Origin of the sequence: Ancylobacter sp. IITR112 (assembly GCF_041415945.1) — a bacterium.
In the GTDB taxonomy this organism is placed as follows: domain Bacteria; phylum Pseudomonadota; class Alphaproteobacteria; order Rhizobiales; family Xanthobacteraceae; genus Ancylobacter.
In genome coordinates, this window is record NZ_JBGCUS010000001.1 from 4203619 (window position 1) to 4228142 (window position 24524).

Genomic DNA, 24524 nt, shown 5'->3' on the forward strand with positions numbered 1-24524 from the left:
GTCAAGAGGCGGAGTGTAAGGCGGATTAAATCCTATAAACCTGCGTATTGACGGGCGGAAGTGTCGCCCCTATGCCTTGGGCGACCCCGGAGTCTCCCAGCTAACAAGCTAAATGGTCGCGACCTTTCAATCGCCGGAGACCGACCGGGCCCTGCGGAGGAGCGAGCGAATGCACGACGTTGAAATCACGAGGGACCACGTATATGCGGAGATCGGCGAGCTGAAGCTGTTGGCCGACCTCTATCGGCCGATCACTGAGACCCCTCCGCCGCTGGTGATCTACATACATGGCGGTGGCTGGGCGGTCGGATCGCGGGCCGATGGCGCCGATACACGGCTTCGGCCATTCGCCGCTCTGGGCCTGGCGGTCCTGTCCATCGACTACCGGCTGGTCGACACCGCGCATTTTCCGGCCCAGCTTCACGATGTGAAGGCCGCCATTCGCTGGGCGAGGGCAAGGGGGGCAGAACTCGGCGTGGACGCCGGACGTATTGCTGTGTGGGGGGCATCCGCAGGCGCACTCCTGGCCTCGCTGGCCGGCCTCACCGCCGGGCAGCCGGAGATGGACGGCGTCGTTGGCGCGCATGTCGAGCAGTCCACCGCGGTTGGCGCCGTGGTCAGCTGGTTCGGGCAGAGCGACCTGCGTGAAACCACCCACCGCAGTTGGTTGGAGACCTTGATTCTACCGTTCAATTTCGAAGCTGGCCTGCTGGGGGTCGAGTCTGTGGCCGATGTCGCCAAGGTGCCGGAACTCGCGCGCAGCGCGAGCCCCGTCTCCTGGGTCGGCTCGGCTGCACCCCCCTTCCTGATCGCCCATGGCGATCGCGACCGGGTGATCCTGGCCTCCGAAAGCGAGGCGCTGCACGCCGCCCTTGTACGAGCCGGTGCGCGGTCGGTCTTTGCCCTGCTGGGAGGCGCCGGACATGAGGACCACGCCTTTGACGCCCCTGAAAACCTCGCCATGACCGCAGGGTTTCTGCGCGGCGTCCTGCGTTAGAACGGCTTCGAGCGAGTGGGCTGCGGTCCGCGTGAAGAAAAAGCGTAAGATCAATGATCGGGAACACTTCCGGTGAGCTGGAGTTCACCGGAAGTGCGCTGGGCCGGCCGCATCGGCCTGTGTCGCGAACCAGATGGCGTACGCTGGCGGCATCCCTGCGTGAGAGGCTGTCTCGCCGCTTAGGTGGCTTCGCTCTTACTCGGATCGTGTTCAAGACCCGAAGAGGACCAAGGTAAAGTCCTGCCGTGCCCTGCCATTCCGCATGCGGTGGTGCGGCTCCTTCGCAGCCAGCCGCGGCTGAGCGGGTCGCTACCCCTCAGTGTCCCAGGCGTGCCATCAGATCCGCCCAGAAGGAAATTTTCGCCCAACCTTCGATGATGACACTCTTGTTCTCGAACAGCCACTCACCGTTCTCCTGTCGGCGCAGGCGATCCTTCCAGCGTCCCCAATGATCAGGTTGGGCGATGTCCGTATAGGCAATGAAATATGTATCTGTATAGGCTAGGTCGTCTGCCGGAAACTCATAGCCCACCGTTGTTATATGGTGGCGGATAAAGTTTGGCTGGCCGGTTGCGACGATGGTTTGGATCTGATCGGCTCCAACGACATGCCCATTGGGAAGGGTGAAGGTCCCACCCTTCACCCATAGAGGAACCATCGCAGCGAAATCCGCCTCTTCTTTCGCGAGTAGCGCGTATTGATGAAGTTTGTCGCGAATTGCGCTCTGAGCGACGAATCGTTCAGTCGTCCGGCCATCAAAAGACATGGGTTCCTCCCGCCATTTGTTAATAGACGTGAACATAATGATGTTTTGATTTGCGTTCAAGTCGCCGGCCGGGCTAAAAGGGGGGGTGACGTGAGCTGATGGCGGCAATCGCGGAGGCGAGGTTCGGATGATCGGGCGACAGGTACAGACCCGGGCGGAAGCGCTCGCCGGGGATATCGAAACGCGGATCGTCGAGGGTGGGTTTGGCCCGGGTCAGATGATTGGCACCATCGAGGAACTGAAGAAGCAAAGCGGATTTGCGCGGTCAACCGTCGGCGAAGCCATCCGCTTGCTGTCCGACAGGGGTGTCGCCGAAGTTCGCCCGGGCCGCGGTGGCGGGGTCTATGTCAAGAGTGACCACCCTGTGGTGCGAATGCGCCGGACCCTGTTGTCGGTTACCGAAAGGCCCGGTTCCGTTTTCGATGCCATAGCGGTACGCGATGCGCTCGAAGCCCTGGTCGATGTCGACGCTGCCCGGCATCGCACCGAGCAGGATATCGCCGATATAAAAGCGCTCATGGAAGAACTGAGCCGGGCGCTCTTACAAGGCCTCGGACCGTTCCTCGATGCCAACTGGCGACTGCATGGGCGCATTGCCGAGATCACGCCGAACGCCATGGCGCGCGATTTCTATCTGAGCGCCCTCGATTTCATCAAGGAGCATGCGGCATCGGCCCAGCATGACAATCCGGCGACGGGTCCGGGCTACCTGCAGATCCGCCTTCAGGTGCATCAAGAACTGGTTGACGCCATTGCGTCCGGCGACACTCACCGCACCCATCTTGCTGTGATCACGCATCGCGGCGCGCTCATGTCGTGATCGGAGAAGGCGCACCCGACGCGCATTCTTGTTGACGTTGCCCCCCATTTTCCAGCCCTCCGGCTGGCCTCGAAACGAGGAGCGCTTCAAACCCCGGAATTTTCCAGCTCCGGCTGACCTAGAAACGGGGGGCAACGTCAGTCGCCGTGCCAACGCTCATCGACACCAAGGTCTTCGACGCCGTGCAGGAGCAGGTTCAAGCTCGCATCCGAAGATCATCCCGCCGCGCGTGGTGAGCGGGCCGACGCTGCTGACTGGCATCTGCTATTGCGCGCAGTGCGGCGGGGCCATGACCATCCGCACCGGCAAGAGCGGGGCTATCGCTACTATGCCTGTTCGATCAAGGCGCGGCAGGGCGAGACCGGCTGCGCCGGGAGGGCCATCCCGATGGAGACGCTCGACACCCTTGTGGCGACCCATATCGAGCAGCGTCTTCTCCAGCCAGAGCGGCTGCAGAAATCCTCGCTTCCATGCTCACACACCGCCAGGAGCGGCTTGAACGCCGCCGCGAGCACATCACTGAGCTCAACAAGCGCGCCACGGAGGCGGATCAGCGGCTACGCCGGCTCTATGACGCCATCGAATCAGGCGTGGCCGACATCAGCGGTCCGGCGCTGACGGAGCGCATCGACGGCCTGAAAGCGATCCGCGACCAGGCGGACGCCGATGTTGCCCGCGCGCAGACCTGGCGACCTCGGGCGACGACGCTGTGACGCCCGCCATGGTGGCGCGCTTCGCGGACATCGCTCGCAAGCGCATGCGCATCGAAGGCGGCGGCTACCGGCGCGATCATTTGCGCGCCTTGGCTCAGCGCGTGGAAGTCGGAGCCAAGGAAGTTCGCATCATCGGATCGAAGGGAGGACCTGCTCAGAACGCTGGCTGCCGTCTCGGGAGGGAAATCGGCGGCCGTAGGCGTGCCCAGTTTGGGACCGAAATGGCGGAGGGAGCGGGATTCGAACCCGCGATACGGTTCCCCGTATACACACTTTCCAGGCGTGCGCCTTCAACCACTCGGCCACCCCTCCGTCGCCGGCCGTGGGCCGGTCTCCGCGATCGCCGCAGGCGGGCCCGCGAACCATCGAAGAGGCGCGGAATATAGCGAAGCGCGTTCGCGTGGCAAGCGTCGCGCGGAAGGAACGCGCCGCAATCGTGCCGGGCTGTTGAAAAAGCCGGTTCCGCGGGCGCGCGCGAGTGCTGCGACAGCCGCGCCCGGCCTTGTCACGGCCCGGCGACGCCCCTCCGCGCGGGGGCCCGGGGGGGAGGGCGGGGCCGGGGCGCGCCGCCTTTGCCGCCGCGGGCCTGCGCGTCAGTCGAGCGGCTTGCCGAGCGCAGTCATCGCGCAACTGGCGGCGTCAGCCTTCGGCCCCATCAGGCGCACCTGGTCCTGCCCGGTGGCGCCGGCGACGATGTTGTAGATCGAGGTGCTGGCCGATCCCGCCGGCTTGCCCTTGGTGGTGAAGCTGCAGGTGACGCCGACCGAGCCGATGGTGGCCGCGGTGTTGTTGGTCACCGAGACCCCGATCATCGTGCCTACATCGTCGGTGAAGATGTCGCCCTGGCTGAGGGCGAGCCCGGCGAAGCGGGCATCGCCGCTCTGCGCGATGGCGACCGGCAGGCCCGCCGGCAGGGCGAGCGCGGCCACCGTCAGCGCGGCCAGCGACAGGGCGCGACGGCGGGCGCGGCGGGGAAAGAAGATCGGCGACATGAGGGGCCTCGCGGTCGGCTGCGGCATTCGGACCGGCGGCGGGGAGGGAACCGCGCCGCGCCGGCGCAGCCTAGTCGATGCGCGGTAAAAGTCGAGCCGGGGGCACGGGGACGGTCAGGCCGGGCGCGGGCGATGGGTGGGCGGCGGACGGGCGCCGACCCGCCCCTGGAGGTGTCGCCGCAAGATCTGCCGTGACACGATTTGTCCGCTTGTACGGTCATCGCGCCTCTGGTGCCGGGATATGGCACGCAAGGCGGGTGAGCCGAACTATTGCGCGCACTCACCAACGACGAATAGACGGCTGACGCGGGATTCGGCCGTCTGCTCCCATCATCAAGATGTAAGAAACCATTCGTATATTGGGGCGGGCTCTATTTCTGTAATGTTTCTTTTTATTGAATACGTCAGCTTTGGCGAAACTAGACAAGGGGGCCGTCGGCGGTATAGTTCGGTGGCGGAAATGGCGCCACGGGAGAGTGGGATGGGTCCGAGCATGAGTAAGGCCGGTTGGCGACGTGGGGGAACTGGCTGGCTCGGCGTCGGCATGGTGGCGATGATGCTGGCGGCCTGCTCGGAAGAGAACAAATATGTGCCTCCCCCGCCGCCGCAGGTGACGGTGGCCGCGCCGGTGCAGCAGGCGGTGACGCGCTATCTCGAATTCACCGGCAACACCGCCTCCATCAACACGGTCGATCTGGTCGCCCGTGTCGAAGGCTTCCTGATGTCGATCGACTACAAGGACGGCGCGGTGATGAAGAAGGGCGACCGGCTCTTCCTCATCCAGCAGGACACCTACCAGGCCGATCTCGACCAGGCGAAGGCGCAGCTTGCCTCCGCGCAGGCCCAGCTCACCAATAACGAGGCCGAGTATCAGCGCCAGTCGACGCTCGGCCAGCAGGACTTCTCCTCGCAGGCGACGGTGGACAAGGCGCGGGCAGCGCGGGACGAGGCCATCGCCTCGGTGGACGCGGCCAAGGCCAATGTCGAGATCGCCACCATCAATCTCGGCTACACCACGGTGACGGCGCCGTTCGACGGCATCGTCACCCGGCATCTCGCCGATGTCGGCCAGCTCGTCGGCCACGGCCAGCCGACCACGCTCGCCACCATCGTCGAGATGAACCCGATCTACGCCTATTTCAACATTGGCGAGAACGAAGTGCTGCGCATCAAGGAAACGCTGGCGGCGCAGGGCCGGACCATCGAGGACGTCAAGCAGATCGAGATCGACCTCGGCCTGCAGAATGAGGGTAACGAGTACCCGCATAAGGGCCGGCTGGACTATGTCTCGCCCGAGGTCGACCCCTCCACCGGCACGCTGCTGGTGCGCGGCGTGTTCGACAATCCCAAGCTGGCGCTGCTGCCCGGCCTGTTCGTGCGGGTGCGCATTCCCGCCAAGCAGATTCCCAATGCCTTCCTGGTCCCCGACACCTCGATCGGCACCGCCCAGCAGGGCAAATATGTGCTGGTCGTCAACAAGGACAATGTGGTCGAGCAGAAGATCGTCACCGTGGGCCAGCAGATCGGCGCCAACCGGGTGATCGAGTCCGGCCTCGCGGCGGATGACCGCGTGGTAGTGGGCGGCATCCAGCGGGCGACGCCGGGTTCGAAGGTCGCGCCGGTGGCGGCGACAGCGAGCGCCGCCTCTGCATCCGACGCGGCCAAGGCCGATGCCCCCAAGGCAGATGCCCCCAAGACTGACGCGGCCAAGACTGACGCGGCCAAAACCGACGCGGCCCAGACCGACGCCACGAAGACCGATGCGGCGCCGGCCAAGCCGGCGAACTGACCGGCACAGGCCGCCCGCCGAACGACTGCCACTGACCTCGCGACTCCCGCTCCGGCCCGCTTGAACCGAAGGCCCGTCACATGATCTCCCGCTTCTTCATCGAACGGCCGGTCCTCGCCAACGTTCTCGCGCTGGTCTTCGTGCTGATCGGCGCCGTCGCGCTCTACTCGCTGCCGGTGGCGCAATATCCCAACGTCGTGCCACCTACCATCCAGGTGACGACGATGTATCCGGGTGCCAGCGCCCGCACGATGGTCGACACCGTCGCGCTGCCGATCGAGCAGCAGGTGAACGGCGTCGAGGACATGCTCTACATGCAGTCCACCAGCGCCAGCGACGGCACCTACACGCTGACCGTGACCTTCGCCATCGGCACCGACCCCAACATGGCGCAGGTGCTGGTGCAGAACCGCGTCGCCATCGCCCTGGCCTCGCTGCCGCAGGCGGTGCAGGTGCAGGGCGTCACCACGCAGATCAAGTCGACGGCGATCCTGCAATTCGTCACGCTCTATTCGCCGGGCGGAACCTATGACAGCCTGTTCCTGGCCAATTACGGCGTCATCAACCTTGAGAATGAGATCGCCCGTCTCGACGGCGTCGGCAACGTTGTGGTGTTCGGCGCCGGCCAGTATGCGATGCGCGTCTGGCTGAACCCGGACGAACTGCAGGCCCGCCAGCTCACCCCTCAGGACGTGATCAACGCGATCCAGCAGCAGAGCCAGGAAGTCGCCTCCGGCGTGGTCGGCATGCCGCCCGTGCCGAAGGGGCAGAATTTCCAGTTCAGCCTGCTGATGGACGGGCGGCTGAACGATGTCGCCGACTATGAGAACATCATCGTCAAGGTGTCGAACGCCGATGGCGGGCGCATCACCCGCCTGCGCGACGTGGCGCGGGTCGAGATCGGCGCGCAGACCTACAGCCAGGTCTTCACCTTCAACGACAAGCCGGCGGCGGCGCTCGCCATCTACCAGCTGCCGGAGGCGAACTCGCTGCAGGTGGCGACCGAGGTGCGGGCCAAGATGGACGAGCTCGCCAAGAGCTTCCCGCCCGATCTCACCTATGACGTGCCGTTCGACACCACCGTCTTCGTCAACGCCTCGGTGACGGAGGTCTACAAGACCCTGTTCGAGGCCGGCATTCTCGTGCTCGTCGTGATTCTGGTGTTCCTGCAGGACTGGCGCGCCACGCTGGTGCCCGCCACCACCGTGCCGGTGACGATCATCGGCACCTTCGCCGCCATGGCGGCGATGGGTTTCACGGTGAACCTCTCGACCCTGTTCGCCATCGTGCTGGCCATCGGCATCGTGGTTGACGACGCCATCGTCATCGTCGAAGGCGTCGCCCGCCATATCGAGCGCGGCCTGCCCGGCCGCGAGGCGGCGGAGAAGGCGATGGACGAGCTACTCGGCCCGATCATCGGCATCACGCTGGTGCTGATGGCGGTGTTCCTGCCGGCGGCGTTCATGCCCGGCCTCACCGGGCAGATGTACAAGCAGTTCGCCCTTGTCATCGCCGCCACCGCCTTCATCTCGGCGATCAACGCGATGACGCTGAAGCCGACCCAGTGCGCGCTGTGGCTGCGCAAGCCGGTGCCGGAGGAGCAGCGCAACTTCTTCTACCGTGGCTTCAACAAGGTCTATAACCGGGCCGAGCACTGGTATGCCGGCCTGATCCACCACATGGTGAAGGCGAGCGGTGTGGTCGTCACGGTCGGCCTAGTGCTGATCGGCCTCGCCATCTGGGGCCTCACCCGGGTGCCGACCGGCTTCCTGCCGATCGAGGACCAGGGTTATGTGCTGATCGGCGCCCAGCTTCCCGACGCCGCCTCGCTGGAGCGCACCAACGAGGTGATGGACCAGATTTCCAAGATCGCCGGCAAGACCCCGGGGGTGAAGAATGTCATCGCCATTTCCGGCGTCTCGGTGCTCGACAACAACGCCACCCTGCCCAATGGCGGCGTGGCCTATGTCATGCTCGATCCCTGGGACGAGCGCGACAAGGCCGGCCACGGGCTGCGCTTCATCTACGACACGCTGAACAAGGAACTGCAGCAGGTCGATCAGGCCTTCACCTTCGTGCTGGTGCCGCCGGCGATCCAGGGCATCGGCAACGCCTCGGGCTTCACCATGATGGTGCAGCAGAGGGATGGCAGCTTCGACTTCGCCGAGCTGCAGGCGGTGACGCAGCAGATCCTTGCCAACGCCTCCACCCAGACGGCGCTGCAGCGCCTGTCCACCTCGTTCCGCGCCAACGTTCCCCAGTTGCTGCTCAAGATCAACCGCATCAAGGCGGAGACGCTGGGCGTGACGGTGGGCCAGGTGTTCTCGACCGTGCAGGGCTATGTCGGCTCGAGCTACGTCACCCAGTTCAACGAGTTCGGCCAGACCTTCCAAGCCTATATCCAGGCCGAGGCGGATTTCCGCCGCACGCCGGAGGAAATCCTCGGCCTGAAGATCCGTACCCCGGAAGGGGTGATGGTGCCGATCGGCACGCTGGCGGAGGTGGAGCCGGTCTTCGGGCCGCCGCTGATCACGCTGTATAATCTCTATCCCGCCACCACCATTCAGGGTGGGCCGGCGCCGGGCTTCTCGTCCGGTCAGGCGCTGCAGATCATGGACCAGATCGCCGATTCCACCCTGCCGGCGGGCATGGGCTTCGACTGGACGGCGATGTCCTATCAGGAGGTGGTGGTCGGCAATCAGGTCTATTTCGTCTTCGCCCTCGCCATCCTGCTGGTCTATTTCGTGCTCGCCGGCCAGTATGAAAGCTGGGTGCTGCCCTTCGCGGTGCTGCTCGCCGTGCCGCTGGCGCTGCTCGGCACGGTTGGCGCGCTCACCGGGCTCGGCTTCGCCAATAATCTCTACACCCAGATCGGCCTGATCCTGCTGATCGCCCTGTCGGCCAAGAACGCGATTCTGATCGTGGAATTCGCGCGCGAGAAACGGGCGGAGGGGATGGAGATCGTCGAAGCGGCGACGGAGGCGGCGCGGCTGCGTTTCCGCCCGATCCTGATGACCTCCTTCGCCTTCATTCTCGGCGTGCTGCCGCTGGTGCTCGCCACCGGCGCCGGCGCGGCCTCGCGCAAGTCGATCGGCATCGCGGTGTTCTCCGGCATGCTCGCCTCCACCTGCCTCGCCGTGCTGTTCGTGCCGTCCTTCTACGCGGTGCTGCAGCGCTTCGAGGAACGGCGCTCAGGCGGCAAGGCGCCCGCCGGCAGCACCCCGCCCGAGGGCGGCGAGGGGGCACCGCACTCGGCGGCGTGAGACTGGCGCGGGCGCCCCGCCTTGCGGGCGCCTCGCGTCGCCGTGCTTCCTCTCTGGCCGTGTCTCTTCTCTTGCCGTCGCGTCTCTTGGCGTCGCCTGTCTTGCCGTCGCCTGTCTTGGCGGCAGCGGGGTGATGCTTTGCTGGGCGTCGGGACGTCGACCCCGCGCGGCTGCCTGCCTGCCGGCCCCGCCGCCGCCCTCCCATTGCCCTGCGGCACGATTCCTGCGTTGATCACGCTCCTATCGCCGCGTCCGGCCCGGGCGTGGGCGCCGTGCTCCTTTCTGGTCAGTGGGTGCCTATGACAATCTTCGCCAGCCTGCATCACGTCACGGCCTACCGCTATGACCGCCCGGTCACCCTCGGCCCGCAGATCATCCGGCTGCGCCCGGCGCCGCATTGCCGGACGCCGGTGAAAAGCTATGCGCTCAAGGTCACGCCCTCGAACCACTTCGTGAACTGGCAGCAGGACCCGTTCGGCAACTGGATGGCGCGCTTCGTCTTCCCGGAGAAGGTTACGGAGTTCCGGGTCGAGGTCGACCTCATCGCTGACATGACGGTCTACAACCCGTTCGACTTCTTCATCGAGGAATATGCGGAAACGCTGCCCTTCGCCTATCCGACCGCGCTGGCCAAGGAGTTGATCCCCTATCTGGAGCGCGAGGAGGGCGGGCCGCTTCTGGACGCCTTTGTCGAGGAGGTGCGCCCGGACGACGGAGCGATGACCGTCGATTATCTCGTGGCCCTCAACCAGAAGGTCCAGGGTCGCGTCGGCTACCTCATCCGCATGGAGCCGGGCGTGCAGACGCCGGACGAGACGCTGGCGCTCGCCTCCGGCTCGTGCCGCGATTCCGGCTGGCTGCTGGTGCAGGTGCTGCGCCGGCTTGGCCTCGCCGCGCGCTTCGTCTCCGGCTATCTCATCCAGCTCAAGCCCGACGTGAAGGCGCTGGACGGCCCCACCGGCACCGAGGTGGATTTCACCGACCTGCACGCCTGGTGCGAGGTCTATCTGCCCGGCGCCGGCTGGATCGGCCTCGACCCCACTTCCGGCCTGCTGTGCGGCGAGAGCCATTTGCCGCTCTGCGCCACGCCCAGCCCTTCGTCGGCCGCGCCGATCACCGGCGGCTTCTCGGCCGAGGAAGGAACCAAGACCGCGTTCGAGTTCGACATGCGCGTCACCCGCGTCGCCGAGAAGCCGCGCGTGACGCTGCCCTTCTCCGACGAGGCGTGGGCCGCGCTCGACGCGCTCGGCGACCGGGTGGATGCGGATCTGGCGGCGCAGGATGTGCGCCTGACCATGGGCGGCGAGCCGACCTTCATCTCCATCGACGATTATCAGGGCGCGGAGTGGAACACTTCCGCCGTCGGGCCGACCAAGCGGGCGCGCGCCGACGAACTGATCCGCCGGCTGCGCACGCGCTTCGCCCCCGGCGGCATGCTGCATTACGGTCAGGGCAAGTGGTATCCCGGCGAGAGCCTGCCGCGCTGGACCTTCTCGCTCTACTGGCGCAAGGACGGCAAGCCGATCTGGCGCGATCCCGCCCTTGTCGCCACCGAGACGCAGAAGGGCGCCACCATTGCCGAGGCGCAGCGCTTCACCCAGACGCTGGCGACCAGCCTCGGGCTCGGCGCCGCCTATGCCCAGCCCGCCTATGAGGACGCGGCGCACTGGATGCTGAAGGAGGCCGAGCTTCCCGACAATGCCGACCCGTTTGACACCAAGCTGGAGGATGCCGAGGCGCGTGCCCGCTTTGCCCGTGTGTTCGAGCGCGGGCTCGGCACGGCGAGCGGCTATGTGCTGCCGATCCAGCGCTGGCAGGCGCGCGGCGCGCGCGGCTGGGTCAGCGAGATGTGGCGCTTCCGGCGCGGGCGGCTGCTGCTGATGCCCGGTGATTCCCCGCTTGGCTTCCGCCTGCCGTTGGCGAGCCTGCCCTGGGTGCCGCCCGCCGCCTATCCTTACGTAAATCCCGCCGACCCGATGGCGATTTCCGGCGACCTGCCGGATGCGGAGACGTTGCACCAGCTCTACCGGCGCTCGGCGCGCGAGGAGCCCTCGCAGGACCAGGTCGACCAGGTGCTCACCGGCACCGGCGCGGTGCGTACCGCGCTTTCCGTCGAGCCGCGCGACGGGCGGCTCTGCGTGTTCATGCCGCCGACCGAGCGGCTGGAAGACTATCTCGAACTGCTCGCCGCCATCGAGGTGACGGCGGACGAACTCGGCCTGCCCGTGCATATCGAGGGCTACACACCGCCGGTCGATCCGCGGCTCAACGTCATCCGCGTGGCACCCGACCCCGGGGTCATCGAGGTGAATGTCCATCCCGCCGCCAACTGGCGGACCTGCGTCGAGATCACCCGCGATCTCTATGAGGAGGCCCGGCTCTCCCGCCTCGGCACCGAGAAGTTCATGGTCGACGGGCGCCACACCGGCACGGGCGGCGGCAACCATGTGGTGGTGGGCGGCGCCATGCCGGCGGACAGCCCATTCCTGCGCCGGCCGGACCTGCTGAAAAGCCTCGTCACCTATTGGCAGCGCCACCCCTCGCTGTCCTATCTGTTCTCCGGCCTGTTCATCGGCCCGACCAGCCAGGCGCCGCGCGTCGACGAGGCGCGCCATGACAGCCTGTATGAGCTGGAAATCGCCATGGCGCAGGTGCCCGCGCCGGGAAGGGGCCTCGTGCCGCCGCCCTGGCTGGTGGACCGGCTGTTCCGCAATTTGCTCACCGATGTCACCGGCAACACCCACCGCTCTGAAATCTGCATCGACAAACTATTCTCGCCGGATGGGCCGACGGGGCGGCTCGGCCTTGTCGAGTTCCGCTCCTTCGAAATGCCGCCGGACTGGCGCATGTCGCTCGCCCAGCAATTGCTGCTGCGGGCGCTGATCGCCTGGTTCTGGCGGGAGCCGCAGCAGGGCCCGCTCACCCGCTGGGGCACGGCGCTGGCTGACCGCTTCATGCTGCCGCATTTCGTCTGGGCCGATTTCCAGGACGTGCTGGGCGATCTCGGCCGCGCCGGCTACCGCGTCGATCCGCTGTGGTTCGAGGCGCAGCGCGAATTCCGCTTCCCCTATTTCGGCCAGGTGGAGCATGGCGGGGTGACGCTGGAACTGCGCCAGGCGCTGGAGCCCTGGCATGTGATGGGCGAGGAGGGCGCGGTCGGCGGCACGGTGCGCTTCGTCGATTCCTCGGTGGAGCGTCTGCAGGTGCGGGTGGAGGGGCTCAATGCCGCCCGCCATGTCGTCGCCTGCAATGGCCGCCGCCTGCCGCTGATGCCGACGGGGCGCTTCGGCGAATATGTCGCCGGGGTGCGCTTCAAGGCGTGGCAACCGGCTTCCGGCCTGCACCCGACAATTCCCGTGCAGGCGCCGCTCACCTTCGACATCGTCGATCTGTGGTCGAACCGCTCGCTCGGCGGCTGCGTCTACCATGTGGCCCATCCCGGCGGGCGCAACTACGACACCTTCCCGGTCAATTCCTATGAGGCGCAGGCCCGGCGGCTGGCGCGTTTCCAGGATCACGGCCACACGCCGGGCTACCTGTTCGTGCCGCCTGAGGAACCGTCGGGCGAATTCCCCGCGACGCTGGACCTGCGCCGTCCGGCGCGCCTCTGACGCGCCATGGCCGGCCGGTCCGCTTCCCCGCCGCCACACCCCCGCCGCTGCCGCAGCGGCGGGGGTGTGGCGCGCCGGCACTGTGCGGCAGGGGTTCGGGGATGGTATGCCCATCCTTTGCGGGGCTGAGAGGGAGCCATGCCCGGTCGCACCGAGCCGCAGGCACGCACGCGCCGCTTCGAGGAAGCGGCAGTGGCGGCGTTGCTGGCGCAGTACAAGCCGCTGCCCGCCGTCCACGATGAGCTCGTGGACGGCGAGGGGCGTCCGCGCGCGCACTGGACCTCGCTGCTGGCGGCGCTGGCCGAGATGGGTGTCGAGGAGGTAAACCGCCGCTTCCGCGCCGCCGACCGCCATCTCTACCGCTCCGGCGTGTTCTACCGCGTCTATGACGACCCCAATGGCGGCGAACGGCCCTGGCCGATCTCGCACCTGCCATTGGTCATCGACGCGGCGGAATGGCGGGCGCTGGAGCGGGGGCTGATCCAGCGCGCGCAGATGCTGGAAGGGCTGCTGTCCGACCTCTATGGCGAGGGCCGGCTGGTGCGCTCGGGCGCGCTGCCGGCGGCGGCGGTGGCGGGCAATCCGGATTTCCTGCGGCCCATGGTCGGCGTCGACCCGCATGGCGGCAGCTTCCTCAAGATCTATGCCGCCGATCTCGGCCGCGGCCCGGACGGGCGCTGGTGGGTGCTGTCCGACCGCACGCAGTCGCCTTCCGGTGCCGGCTATGCGCTGGAGAACCGCATCGCCATCGCCCGCGCTCTGCCGGACCTCGCCCGCTCGCTCAATGTGATGCGGCTCGCCGGCTATTTTCAGGGGCTGCGGGCCGGGCTGACCAAGCTCGACCGCTCTGGCGAGGGGCGGGTGGGGCTGCTCACCCCCGGCCCGCTGAACGAAACCTATTTCGAGCACGCCTATCTCGCACGCTATCTCGGCTTCGTGCTGCTGGAGGGCGACGACCTCACCGTGCGCGACAATGTCGTCTATGTCCGCACCGTGGCCGGGCTGAAGCGGGTGGACGTGCTGCTGCGCCGCCTCGATGCGGATTATGCCGACCCGTTGGAACTCAACCCGTCCTCGCGCCTCGGCGTGCCCGGGCTGATGCAGGCGGTGCGTGCCGGGGGGGTGGCGCTGGCGAACGCGCTCGGCACCGGCGTGGTGGAGGCGCCGGCGATGATGGGCTTCCTGCCCCGGCTGGCGACGCAGGTGCTGGGCGAGACGCCGATCCTGCCCAATATCGCCACCTGGTGGTGCGGCCAGAAGGCCGAGCGTGAGCGGGTGCTCGACAGCCTGGACGATCTCGTGCTCTCGCCCGCCTTCCGCCGGCCGGTGCCGGGCGCGCTGGAGAACGGGCCGGTGATCGGCGCCGATCTCGATCCCGCGCGCCGAGCGGCGGTGGAACGCGCCATCCGCACCCGGGGGGTCGACATTGTCGGGCAGGAGGCGGTCCGCCTGTCGACCATGCCGGTGTGGAGTAATGGCCGGCTGGAGCCGCGCCCCTTCATCCTGCGCATCTTCGTCGCCGCGACCGAGGCCGGCTGGACGGTGATGCCCGGCGGCTTCTGCCGCGTCTCCGACACGCTCGACGCGCGGGCGGTGTCGATGCAGGGGGGCGGCCGCTCTGCCGATGTCTGGGTGCTCGATGCCGCACCGGTGGAGCAGACCTCGCTGCTGCCGGCGCCCGACACGGTGGAGGTGAAGCGCCAGACCGGGCCGCTGCCGAGCCGGGCGGCGGATAATTTCTTCTGGCTGGGACGTTATGTGGAGCGCGCCGAAGGCACGCTGCGGCTGCTACGCACACTGGCCGGGCGGCTCTCCTCCACCGCCGATGGCGGCGGTGGATCGGTGCCGGCGCTGCTCGACCTGCTGCAATCCTGGGGGGCGGTGCCGGACGAGCTGACGCGCGCGCGCCCGATCCGCCATGTGCTGGCGGCGCTGGCCGGGCGCGAGCGGCCGGGCGCGCTGCCCAACCTCATCGACAGCGCCCGCCATACCGCTTCGGTGATCCGCGACCGGCTCTCCCCTGATGCCTGGCGCACCCTGGCCGATCTCGGCCTGATGATGGACGAGCCGGTGCCGCCCGGCAGCGCCGAGCCGGACGCCTATGAGCGCGCCGACCGGGCGCTGCGATCGCTCGCGGCCTTTTCCGGCCTCGCCTCGGAGAACATGAACCGCCTCGCCGGCTGGCGCTTCCTCGATCTCGGCCGGCGCATCGAGCGCGGCATCGCCGTGTGCCGTTTCGCCCGCGCGCTGGTCGGCGAGAGGCCGAGCGCCAGCACACTCGATGTGCTGCTGGAACTGTGCGACAGCCAGATCACCTACCGCTCGCGTTATGTGATGGTGGAAAGCCGCGCCCCGGTGCTCGACCTCGTGCTGCTCGATCCCGTCAATCCGCGCTCGCTCGCCTTCCAGATCGCCGCCATCGCCGATCATCTCGACGTGCTGCCCGGCCATGCCGGCGACGCGCTGCCTCCGCCGGAGGAGCGGCTCGTCGCCCGGCTCTCGGCGAGCATGAAGGCGTTCGACGCGGTCGAGTTCGATGATAGCCGGCTAAGCCGTATCGAATCCCAGCTCATGGAGCTCTCCAACGACGTGGCCGAGCGCTATTTCATCCACCGCCAGCCGGTGGAGACGCCGTGGGATCTGCTGGCATGAAATACGACATTCACCAGTCCACGGCCTATTCCTACGCCTCCTCCGTCCCGGTGGCGCGCCATGTGGTGCGCATGGTGCCGGTGGAGCGGGCGAACCAGCGGGTGGTCGCCAGCCATTTCACCGTCGAGCCCGAGCCGGCGGAATGGACCGAGACCCGCGATTTCTTCGGCAACAAGGTGGTGCATATCCGTATCGAGACCCCGCACCGCAGTTTCGTCGTCAAGACGCGGGCGCGGGTGGAGGTGGAGGCGCCGCGCGAGGTGCCGGCGCAGGCCGGCCCCTCCTGGGAGGCGACACGCGAGGCGGCCAATGGCAGTCTCGATCTCTCCGCCCAGTCTCCGGCGCATTTCCTGTTTCCGAGCCCCGCCGTGCCGCTGAGCCCGGCCATCACCGACTGGACCGCGACGAGCTTCCCGCCGGACCGGCCGATGCTCGACGCCTGCATTGAGCTGATGCAGCGCATCCATGCGGAGTTCACCTACGATCCGCGCGCCACCGATGTCTCCACCCCGCCGCTGGAAGCCTTCGAGATGCGGGCCGGCGTGTGCCAGGATTTCGCGCATATCATGATCGCCGGGCTGCGCGGGCTCGGCCTGCCGGCGGCCTATGTCTCCGGCTTCCTGCGCACCGAGCCGCCGCCGGGCAAGGAGCGGCTGCAGGGGGCCGACGCCACGCATGCCTGGGTGGCGGTGTGGTGCGGGGAGGCGATCGGCTGGCAGGGGCTGGACCCGACGAATGCGCTCACCGTCGCCACCGACCATGTGGTGCTGGCGGTCGGGCGCGACTACACCGATGTCGCCCCGATAGGCGGCGTGGTGTTCGGTTCCGGACGGCAGAAGCTGAAGGTCGAGGTTGATGTCATCCCGATGCCGGATGAGCCTTCCCCCCGCCGGGAGCCGCCGCGTCCTCCCGCCTGAAGCCGGGCGCGAGGGTGCTGCCTCCGGCGGGGCAATTGTCGCGCCCGCGCCGATGCGGTAAGCCGATCCCCGGACGGACGTTCGGGCGCGCCTGCGGCGGCCCGTCGGCCCCGGACGCTCCCCACAGGACGGGCGCGTCCATCGCCTCTTCTGTGGAAAGGTTCCGCCGTGACGAAGTCGACCCCGCCCGCCGCCGCGCCCGCCCTGCCGCTGTTCTACCGCTCGCCGGCGCTGCTGCGGTTCAAGGACCATTCCCGGCTCTCCGTGCGGCGCGAGCCGCATTTCGGCTTCGCCGCCACCACGACTTCGGTCCCGCTGGTGGTGAGCGAGTTCGTCGCCGCCGGGCATGACTATCCCATCGTGTTCGCCAGCGACGAGGCCGCGATGCCGCTGGTGGTGACGGGCGTCACCGCCGAGCAGAACCTGTTCGTGGAGGCCGACGGACAGTGGCGCGCCGGCCGTTACATCCCCGGCTATATCCGCCGCTACCCCTTCATCGGCATCACCGCCGAGGGTGGCGCGACCATGCTCGGCATCGACCTCGCCAGCCCCCGCATCGCCCCGGCGGGCGACGCGGGGGCCGAGCGGCTGTTCGACGCCAAGGGCGCCGCCACCCAGACCGGGCAGGCGGCGATGGCGCTGTGCGAGGCCTATGCCGCCGACCATGCCCGCACCCGGGCCTTCGCCGAGGCGCTGCAGGCCAACAAGCTGCTGGTGGCGCGCACGGCGGAGGTGAATTACGCCGATTCCGGCCGGGCGGTGGTGCAGGGCTTCCAACTGGTCGACGAGGCCGCCTTCCGCAAGCTGCCGGACGCGGTGCTGGTGGAATTCCACGCCAAGGGCTGGCTGGACCTGATCGTCCTGCACCTTGCCTCGCAGCAACGCTGGCGTGATCTGGTGGAACTCTCCGCAAAGCAGCGCCCCGCCGCCACGAACTGACGGACAGCGTAGCCGGTGGCCGGGTCGGTTGCGGCGGCGTCTTGGTGATTCAATCGCGGGCGAAAGCACTTTAGAGATAAGTGCGCTCGCCCCGATTCGCGCCTGTGCGCCCGCCGCCGAGACCGCTGACCATGACCGACACCGCCCGCACCGATCCGGCCCGCGAGGATGATGGCTTTCTCGCCAGCCTCGCCGTCTATCTGCGCCGTCGCGTGCTCATCGTCATGCTGCTGGGCTTCTCCTCCGGCCTGCCGCTGGCGCTGTCCGGCGCCACGCTGACCATCTGGATGGCGGAGGCGCAGGTGAACCTCGCCACGATCGGCCTCTTCGCGCTGGTCGGCGTGCCCTATAATTTCAAGTTCATCTGGGCGCCGCTGGTCGATGCGCTCGATGTGCCGCTTCTGGGGCGCTGGCTCGGGCGGCGCCGCGGCTGGCTGGTGTTCACCCAGCTTCTGCTGATCCTCGCCGTCGCTTGGCTGGGTTTTCAGGACCCGGTGAACGCACCCTGGCATGTCGCGCTCGGCGCGCTGCTGGTCGCCACCGCCTCGGCGACGCAGGACATCGTGGTCGATGCCTTCCGCGTCGAGAGCCTGGAGGTGCGCGAACAGGCTGCCGGCATGGCGGGCTATGTCGCCGCCTACCGGGTCGGCATGCTGGCCTCCGGCGCCGGGGTGGTGCTGCTGGTGGCGTGGTTCGAGGTGCTGGGCGTGCCGCGCGCGGATGTGTGGGCGTGGGGCTATCTCGCCGCCGCCGCCATGGTCGGCGTCGGCCTGATCGCCGCGCTGCTCGCGAAGGAGCCGGCCGGCGCGCCGGCGATCCGGCACGGGGAAAACGTGTTCCGCCGCATCGGCGAGACGGCGGTGGGCGCCTTCGCCGAGTTCCTCACCCGCAACAGCGCGATCGCCATCCTGCTCTTCGTGGTGCTGTTCAAGTTCTGCGACGCCTTTGCCGGCGCGCTGACCGGCGCCTTCGTCATCAATATCGGCTTCGACAAGGCGACCTATGCCGGCGTGGTCAAGGGCGTCGGCTTCGCCGCGGCGCTGGTCGGCGGCTTTGCTGGCGGGGTCATCGCCCGCGCCTTGCCGCTCGCCACCGCCCTCTGGGTGGCGGGGGTGCTGCAGATGCTCTCCAACCTCGCCTTTTCCTGGCAGGCCTGGATGGGGGTGAATGTGCCGGCGCTGACCGCGACCATCGTGGTCGAGAACTTTACCGGCGCCATCGGCACGGTGATCTTCGTCGCTTACATCTCGGCGCTGTGCGGCAACCGCGCCCATACCGCGACCCAATATGCGCTGCTGACCGCGCTGGCGGCGGTGGGGCGGACCTTCCTCGCCTCCTCCGCCGGCTTCGTCGCCGAGGCGACGGGGTGGATGGCGTTCTTTGCCATCACCGCGCTCGCCGCCCTGCCGGGGCTGGCCCTGCTCGCCTATCTGCAGGCGCGCGGCCATTTCCGGGAGTTGGGGGCGGTCAAGGCGTAGCGCGCGCCGGCGCGCGGAATCAGGAACTGGTCCGCGCGCGGATGGCGGCGGACAGAGTCCCCTCGTCGAGATAATCGAGCTCGCCGCCGACGGGTACGCCATGGGCGAGGCGGGTGACCTTCACCGGCGCTGCGCGCAGCAGCTCGGCGATGTAATGCGCCGTGGTCTGCCCGTCGACCGTGGCGCCGAGCGCCAGCAGTACCTCGCTCACCGCGCCGCTCTCGACCCGCGCCACCAGCGAGGACAGGTTGAGCTCGTCCGGGCCGATGCCGTCGAGCGGGGAGAGCGTGCCGCCGAGCACATGGTAGCGCGCGTTGACCGCGCCCGCCCGCTCCAGCGCCCAGAGGTCGGCGACGTCGGCAACCACCACCAGAAGCGCGGGATCGCGCGTGTCGTCGCAGCAGATCGAGCAGGGATCGCGCACGTCGATGTTGCCGCATATGCGGCAGGTGCAGATCTTGCCGAGCACATCGCCCATGGCGCTGGCGAGCGGGCTCATCAATTGCTCGCGCTTCTTGATCAGGTGCAGGGCAGCGCGGCGGGCGGAGCGCGGCCCGAGACCGGGCACCCGGGCGAGAAGCTGGATCAGGCGTTCGATTTCAGGGCCGGCGACGGCGCGGGGCATGGCATCCTCATCGCCGGTCGGGAGGCCGCCGGCCCGCTTCGTCTAGCGCAGGCCGCCGCGGCCCGCAAAGGGGCGGGGCGTGGCCCCCCGCCGACGGCCGCGCCCAAACGTCCGGTTTTGCTCGACACCCGGCGAGGGGGTTGCTAACCCCGCTAGCAGCCATACCAGCCGACCGGGGAAGACCGATGACGACGACGAAAGCCGCCGCCCGTGCCCTCTCACGCCGTGCCGCGCCGTTAATGCCCCTGCTTGCCGCTGCCGCCCTGGTGCCGGCGATGGCCGGGCCGGCGCAGGCGGCGGAAGGCATGGGCATCAACGGCGCGATGTTGCCGCTGCTCTGGGGCCTGCCCTTCGCCGGCATGCTGCTGTCGATCGCCATCATTCCGCTGCTGGCCGGCGCCTTCTGGCATCATCATTATGGCAAGGTGGCGCTATTCTGGGCGCTGGCCTTTCTGGTGCCGTTCATCGCCGTCCATGGCGCGGGCCTCGCCGTCTATGAAGTGGCGCATGCCGCGCTGCTGGAATACATCCCCTTCATCATCCTGTTGTTCGCGCTGTTCACCATTTCCGGCGGGATCCTGCTTACCGGCAATCTGCATGGCAGCCCCGGCGTGAACACGGCGCTGCTCGCCATCGGCACGGTGCTGGCGAGCGTGATCGGCACCACCGGCGCCTCCATGGTGCTGATCCGCCCGCTGCTGCGCGCCAATGACAACCGCCGGTTCAACGTGCACACCGTCGTGTTCTTCATCTTCCTGGTGTCGAATATCGGCGGCTCGCTGACGCCGCTCGGCGACCCGCCGCTGTTCCTCGGCTTCCTCAAGGGCGTCGATTTCTTCTGGACCACCCAGCATCTGCTGCACGACACGGCCGTGGTCGCCGTGATCCTGCTGGTGGTGTTCTATCTGCTCGACCGGCACTTCTATGGCCGGGAAGAGAAGCTTCCGCCGAAAGCCGATCCGACGCCCGATACGGAGCGGCTCGGCCTGCGCGGGCTGCGCAACCTGCCGCTGCTCGGCGGCGTTATCGCTGCCATCCTGATGAGCGCGCTGTGGAAGCCGGGTATCGAGTTCAACATCCTCGGTACCCATGTGCCGCTGCCGTCGATCGCGCGCGACATAAGCCTGCTGGTGCTGGCCGGCATCTCCATCGCCATCACGCCGGCCTTCATTCGCGAGCGCAACGGCTTCGACTGGGAGCCGATCCGCGAGGTGGCCAAGCTGTTCGCCGCCATCTTCCTCACCATCATTCCGGTCATCGCCATTTTGCGGGCGGGGGCGGAGGGCGCGCTGTCGCCGCTCGTCGCTCTGGTGACGGACGAGGCCGGCGGTCCGGTGAATGCCGGCTATTTCTGGATGACCGGTCTGCTCTCCGGCTTCCTCGACAATGCGCCGACCTATCTCGTCTTCTTCAACCTCGCCGGCGGTGACGCGCAGGAATTGATGACGCGCTACGCGGTGACGCTGGAGGCGATTTCCGCCGGCGCGGTGTTCATGGGGGCGCTGACCTATATCGGCAATGCGCCGAACTTCATGGTTCTGGCCATCGCCAAGGGGCGCGGGGTCAATATGCCGAGCTTCTTCGGCTATATGGCCTGGTCGGGCCTGTTCCTGCTGCCCTGCTTCGCGCTGCTGACCTGGCTCTATTTCCTTTGAGCCAGGGGCCAGGGTGGCCCGCCGCGGCGGCCCGCCGGACGGGCCGCCTGTCGGGCCTACTCCGCCGCCACGGCCATGCCGGACGGCGCCGCGCCGTCCGCCTCGGCGGGCACCTCATCGACGGAGCGGCCGGCGACGAAACGCTCTGCCCATCGGCGCGCGGCAGCGGCATAATCGTCCCGGTTTGCCCAGGCTCCGGCGGGGTCGAGCAAAGCCGCGTCCACCCCTTCGACCGCCACCGGCACTTGCAGGCCGAGATGCGGATCGGTGCGCCACGCGCTGTCGGCGATTTCGCTCGCCCGCGCGGCGTCGACAAGGCGGCGGCTTGCCACCAGCGGCACGCGCGAGCCCGTCTCGTCGCCGATCCGGCCGGTATTGAGCAGCCAGCAGGCGGGGGAGTGGCGCTCCAACAGCCCGCGCAGGCGGTCGCTATCGGCGCCCGGCGCCGGCCGCCCTGCTTCGGACAGCAGCGGGCCGAGCGCCTGCGCCGGGTTCAGCCGCGCCAGCGCCGGCAGCGCGCCGCTCTCGTCGCGGATGAGCACGAACAGATGCGCCGGCGCGCCGAGCGCGGGCGTGCCGCCGTTCAGGGCGGGCAGCAGGAGGCGGGCGTCGTCCGCGCCGCCCGCCGTCAGATCGACCGTGCGGCGGGCGGGATCAAGGGCGACGTTTTCGAGCAGCGCGCCGAAGCTCTGTGCCGCCTGCCGTGCGTCCGGCGCCGCCGCGAGATCGGCGGGCCGGGCATAGCGGCCGGTCTCCAGCGCGACGAGCCCGTCATCGCCCCAGCCGAGCGCGCCGTCGAACACGGGTAGCCCTTGCTCCGTCGGCCCTGCCGCGAGCGTGCTTTTGCCGCTACCGGGCGCACCGATGAACAGCGTCACCGGCCCGCCGCTCACCGCACCGTCGAGCGGCAGCAGCCCCGCCTCGGCGAGCGGAGCGGCGAGCAGATGGGCGAGGGCGGCGCGGACCGCCGCGCTGCGCGCCGTACCGGCGACCAACGCCAGCCCGCTTGCGAGATCGAGAGCCACGACGCCGTCGCCACGCACGCCGTGGGTTTCTTCAACGGGATGGAAGCCGGGCGCGCACAGAATGGTGAGACGCGGGGCCTCGCCGCTGGCCGGCTCGCACGCCGCCATCAGATGCCGGATGGCGAGGGCGTGCCACGCCTGGTCCGACAGCAGGCGCAGGGCGACGTGGCGCGACGGCCCCGCCGCGACGCGGATATCCTGCCCGAACAGGGTGCGGCGGGCGACATAGGCGAGGAGATCGGCCTTCAGAGCCTCGAACTGGTCACGGGTCAACCTGGCGATGCTCGCCGGCGGCGCGCCGGCCTCGCCGTCCTCGACGCGGGCGAGGCGGAGGTCCGGCTCGCCCCGCAGCGTGGTGACCGCCAGCGCCCCTGTCGCCGAGAGCCGCACTTCGCCCCGTGCGACGGCGCGCTCGCACAGCACGGCGGTGCCCAGATTCCAGAACACCCGGCCGGTGCCCGCGGGGTCGAGGCCCTCAAGGCCGGAAGGTTCGCTCTGCGTGCCGGTTAGGTTCAAGGTCGGCTCCTCCTACGCATGACAGGAGGCGCGACCATGGGAGGCCAAAGGGGCGTTTTGCGCGAAATTCCGGGTCCATTATGTGGCTAAAGCGAGGATTATGCGTCGATTTTTGATGTTATTGGACGGCTGCCGCTCGGGCAGCATTGGCCCGCTCGACCAGCGCCGCGCGCATCTCCTGCGCGGTGGTGACGCGGGCGCCGAAATCGAGGCGCCGTACCTGGGTGCCGTCCATCAGGTCGCAGCCCTCGGGGTCGAGCCCGACCAGCTTCCAGTGTCCGGGGCCGGTGCCGATGAGGTGGAGCGCATAGAGCTGGATGGCGTCGGCATGGTCGGCGTTCATATGCGCCACGGCGCCTTCTTCCGCCGCCAGCACGCCCGCCGCATCGTCGATGCGGGTGGCGAGCGCCGGCCCCTCCACATCGGTGATGCGGCCGAAACCGGCGACAAGATGCGCGCTCTCCACCTCGACACGGTAGAAGGCGAAGTCGCTGAAGCCGGCGAAGCCCGCCGCATCAGAATGTCGGGCGAGAAAGCGGCGGCGGGCGGTAGCAATCGCCTCCGGGTCGGTCAGCGCCGCGATGCGCCCCTTCAGCCCGGCGCGGGCGCCCTGCAATTCGTCGCCCACCCGGTGCTCGTCGACCAGCAATGAGACGCGCGCGTCGCGCTGCAGATTGACGGTGTGGCGGGCGAGCTGGGACAGCAGCAGCAGCGGCGCGCCATCGGGCAGGGTGGCGAGCTGCACCAGCGAGGCATAGGGCGCGCCGTCGGCGTCGAGCGTGGCGAGCGCGGCGGTCTGGCTCTCGCGGATGAGCCGCTTGACGGCGCGGGAAGGGTCGAACGTCTCGGCCGGGGGTGCAGTCGCTGGCATGTGGAAAGCTCCGCCTTATCTGCCACACAGGTGTGCCTTGCCTGCTGCGCCGTCAAGCCGTCCGCCCCCCGATTGGCGGGCGGGCGCGAAACGCGCTAATTTCGGCTGAATCAGTTTGCGTGTCACATTGTGGCCACGCCGGCGGGGTTCACCGCTTCGTGTACCGCCGCCGAACAGGAAAGTGCGCAGATGCCGACCATCGCTCTCGTCGACGACGATCGCAACATTCTCACCTCCGTATCCATCGCCCTGGAGTCGGAGGGCTATCGTATCCAGACGTATACCGACGGCGCGACCGCCCTGGACGGCTTCAAGACCAACCCTCCCGACCTCGCCATCTTCGACATCAAGATGCCGCGCATGGACGGCATGGAGCTGCTGCGCCGCCTGCGTCAGAAGAGCGACATGCCGGTGATCTTCCTCACCTCCAAGGATGACGAGATCGACGAACTGTTCGGCCTGAAGATGGGCGCCGACGACTTCATCAAGAAGCCGTTCTCCCAGCGCCTGCTGGTGGAGCGGGTGAAGGCGGTGCTGCGCCGCTTCGCGCCGAAGGACGGAAGCCTGCCGCGCGAGACCGACAGCGCCAAGGTGCTGGAGCGCGGCCTGCTGCGCATGGACCCCGAGCGCCACACCTGCACCTGGAAGGGCGAGAACGTCACCCTCACCGTCACCGAATTCCTCATCCTGCAGGCGCTCGCTACCCGCCCCGGCGTGGTCAAGAGCCGCAACGCGCTGATGGATGCGGCCTATGACGATCAGGTCTATGTCGACGACCGCACCATCGACAGCCACATCAAGCGGCTGCGCAAGAAGTTCAAGGTGGCGGATGACAATTTCGAGATGATCGAGACGCTGTACGGCGTCGGCTATCGCTTCAAGGAGTAGCGAGCCC

At 68.2% G+C, this 24524-nt stretch carries 17 protein-coding genes and 1 tRNA gene; 12 read left to right on the top strand and 6 right to left on the bottom strand.

Annotation, left to right across the window (positions count from 1 at the left end; all coding sequences use genetic code 11):
* Positions 1–169: 169 nt before the first annotated feature.
* Positions 170–997, top strand: a complete 828-nt coding sequence (locus tag AAC979_RS19965) for an alpha/beta hydrolase fold domain-containing protein (RefSeq protein ID WP_371348630.1) — start codon at positions 170–172, stop codon at positions 995–997.
* 316 nt (positions 998–1313) lie between these two features.
* On the opposite strand, the gene AAC979_RS19970 is transcribed toward AAC979_RS19965, so the two are convergent.
* Positions 1314–1763: a hypothetical protein gene (locus AAC979_RS19970; protein ID WP_371348631.1), complete on the bottom strand. Its 450-nt coding sequence runs from the start codon at positions 1761–1763 to the stop codon at positions 1314–1316.
* Between the two features lie 127 nt (positions 1764–1890).
* Between AAC979_RS19970 and AAC979_RS19975 the strand changes: the two genes are divergently transcribed.
* Both AAC979_RS19975 and AAC979_RS19980 read left to right on the top strand, forming a co-directional pair.
* Positions 1891–2583 (top strand): FadR/GntR family transcriptional regulator, encoded by a 693-nt coding sequence (locus tag AAC979_RS19975; protein WP_371348632.1) that lies wholly within the window; start codon positions 1891–1893, stop codon positions 2581–2583.
* Positions 2584–3053: 470 nt separating this feature from the next.
* The gene (locus tag AAC979_RS19980) at positions 3054–3296 is read left to right on the top strand and encodes a hypothetical protein (protein ID WP_371348633.1); all 243 of its coding nucleotides are present in this window, start codon (positions 3054–3056) and stop codon (positions 3294–3296) included.
* 222 nt (positions 3297–3518) lie between these two features.
* On the opposite strand, the gene AAC979_RS19985 is transcribed toward AAC979_RS19980, so the two are convergent.
* Positions 3519–3608: transfer RNA gene (locus AAC979_RS19985), tRNA-Ser, on the bottom strand.
* A gap of 281 nt (positions 3609–3889) precedes the next feature.
* Positions 3890–4288: a hypothetical protein gene (locus AAC979_RS19990; protein ID WP_371348634.1), complete on the bottom strand. Its 399-nt coding sequence runs from the start codon at positions 4286–4288 to the stop codon at positions 3890–3892.
* Between the two features lie 544 nt (positions 4289–4832).
* On the opposite strand from AAC979_RS19990, the gene AAC979_RS19995 reads away from it, so the two are divergent.
* From AAC979_RS19995 to AAC979_RS20025, 7 genes are all read left to right on the top strand, one after another.
* On the top strand, positions 4833–6077 hold the full coding sequence (locus tag AAC979_RS19995; protein WP_371349106.1) for an efflux RND transporter periplasmic adaptor subunit: 1245 nt from the start codon (positions 4833–4835) through the stop codon (positions 6075–6077).
* Between the two features lie 80 nt (positions 6078–6157).
* Positions 6158–9340, top strand: a complete 3183-nt coding sequence (locus AAC979_RS20000) for an efflux RND transporter permease subunit (protein WP_371348635.1) — start codon at positions 6158–6160, stop codon at positions 9338–9340.
* A 299-nt stretch (positions 9341–9639) separates the two neighbouring features.
* On the top strand, positions 9640–12951 hold the full coding sequence (locus tag AAC979_RS20005; RefSeq protein ID WP_371348636.1) for a DUF2126 domain-containing protein: 3312 nt from the start codon (positions 9640–9642) through the stop codon (positions 12949–12951).
* Between the two features lie 138 nt (positions 12952–13089).
* On the top strand, positions 13090–15603 hold the full coding sequence (locus AAC979_RS20010; RefSeq protein WP_371348637.1) for a circularly permuted type 2 ATP-grasp protein: 2514 nt from the start codon (positions 13090–13092) through the stop codon (positions 15601–15603).
* Complete coding sequence (locus tag AAC979_RS20015; RefSeq protein ID WP_371348638.1) at positions 15600–16520, top strand: transglutaminase N-terminal domain-containing protein; 921 nt, start codon at positions 15600–15602, stop codon at positions 16518–16520. Before AAC979_RS20010 ends, AAC979_RS20015 begins: the two co-directional genes overlap by 4 nt.
* A 168-nt stretch (positions 16521–16688) precedes the next feature.
* Complete coding sequence (locus AAC979_RS20020) at positions 16689–17459, top strand: SapC family protein (RefSeq protein WP_371348639.1); 771 nt, start codon at positions 16689–16691, stop codon at positions 17457–17459.
* Positions 17460–17590: 131 nt separating this feature from the next.
* Positions 17591–18937, top strand: a complete 1347-nt coding sequence (locus tag AAC979_RS20025) for an MFS transporter (RefSeq protein ID WP_371348640.1) — start codon at positions 17591–17593, stop codon at positions 18935–18937.
* Between the two features lie 19 nt (positions 18938–18956).
* Here the strand turns inward: AAC979_RS20025 and recR are convergent, their stop codons facing one another.
* Complete coding sequence (gene recR / locus AAC979_RS20030; protein ID WP_371348641.1) at positions 18957–19562, bottom strand: recombination mediator RecR; 606 nt, start codon at positions 19560–19562, stop codon at positions 18957–18959.
* Positions 19563–19747: 185 nt separating this feature from the next.
* Between recR and AAC979_RS20035 the strand changes: the two genes are divergently transcribed.
* Positions 19748–21217 carry a sodium:proton antiporter gene (locus AAC979_RS20035; protein ID WP_371348642.1) on the top strand — a complete coding sequence of 490 codons (1470 nt, stop codon included), beginning with the start codon at positions 19748–19750 and terminating at the stop codon, positions 21215–21217.
* Positions 21218–21273: 56 nt separating this feature from the next.
* On the opposite strand, the gene AAC979_RS20040 is transcribed toward AAC979_RS20035, so the two are convergent.
* Both AAC979_RS20040 and AAC979_RS20045 read right to left on the bottom strand, forming a co-directional pair.
* Positions 21274–22758, bottom strand: coding sequence for a phosphoenolpyruvate carboxykinase (ATP) (locus AAC979_RS20040; RefSeq protein WP_371348643.1), 1485 nt, complete (start codon positions 22756–22758; stop codon positions 21274–21276).
* Between the two features lie 118 nt (positions 22759–22876).
* Positions 22877–23629 (bottom strand): HugZ family protein, encoded by a 753-nt coding sequence (locus AAC979_RS20045; protein ID WP_371348644.1) that lies wholly within the window; start codon positions 23627–23629, stop codon positions 22877–22879.
* Positions 23630–23818: 189 nt separating this feature from the next.
* On the opposite strand from AAC979_RS20045, the gene AAC979_RS20050 reads away from it, so the two are divergent.
* Positions 23819–24517 (top strand): response regulator transcription factor, encoded by a 699-nt coding sequence (locus AAC979_RS20050; RefSeq protein ID WP_371348645.1) that lies wholly within the window; start codon positions 23819–23821, stop codon positions 24515–24517.
* The last annotated feature ends 7 nt before the right edge of the window (positions 24518–24524 follow it).

Coding starts and splice junctions, on each gene's coding strand:
- AAC979_RS19965 (WP_371348630.1), top strand. CDS start 170: ATGCACGACGTTGAAATCACGAGGGACCACGTATATGCGGAGATCGGC.
- AAC979_RS19970 (WP_371348631.1), bottom strand. CDS start 1,763: ATGTCTTTTGATGGCCGGACGACTGAACGATTCGTCGCTCAGAGCGCA.
- AAC979_RS19975 (WP_371348632.1), top strand. CDS start 1,891: ATGATCGGGCGACAGGTACAGACCCGGGCGGAAGCGCTCGCCGGGGAT.
- AAC979_RS19980 (WP_371348633.1), top strand. CDS start 3,054: ATGCTCACACACCGCCAGGAGCGGCTTGAACGCCGCCGCGAGCACATC.
- AAC979_RS19990 (WP_371348634.1), bottom strand. CDS start 4,288: ATGTCGCCGATCTTCTTTCCCCGCCGCGCCCGCCGTCGCGCCCTGTCG.
- AAC979_RS19995 (WP_371349106.1), top strand. CDS start 4,833: ATGGTGGCGATGATGCTGGCGGCCTGCTCGGAAGAGAACAAATATGTG.
- AAC979_RS20000 (WP_371348635.1), top strand. CDS start 6,158: ATGATCTCCCGCTTCTTCATCGAACGGCCGGTCCTCGCCAACGTTCTC.
- AAC979_RS20005 (WP_371348636.1), top strand. CDS start 9,640: ATGACAATCTTCGCCAGCCTGCATCACGTCACGGCCTACCGCTATGAC.
- AAC979_RS20010 (WP_371348637.1), top strand. CDS start 13,090: ATGCCCGGTCGCACCGAGCCGCAGGCACGCACGCGCCGCTTCGAGGAA.
- AAC979_RS20015 (WP_371348638.1), top strand. CDS start 15,600: ATGAAATACGACATTCACCAGTCCACGGCCTATTCCTACGCCTCCTCC.
- AAC979_RS20025 (WP_371348640.1), top strand. CDS start 17,591: ATGACCGACACCGCCCGCACCGATCCGGCCCGCGAGGATGATGGCTTT.
- recR (WP_371348641.1), bottom strand. CDS start 19,562: ATGCCCCGCGCCGTCGCCGGCCCTGAAATCGAACGCCTGATCCAGCTT.
- AAC979_RS20035 (WP_371348642.1), top strand. CDS start 19,748: ATGACGACGACGAAAGCCGCCGCCCGTGCCCTCTCACGCCGTGCCGCG.
- AAC979_RS20045 (WP_371348644.1), bottom strand. CDS start 23,629: ATGCCAGCGACTGCACCCCCGGCCGAGACGTTCGACCCTTCCCGCGCC.
- AAC979_RS20050 (WP_371348645.1), top strand. CDS start 23,819: ATGCCGACCATCGCTCTCGTCGACGACGATCGCAACATTCTCACCTCC.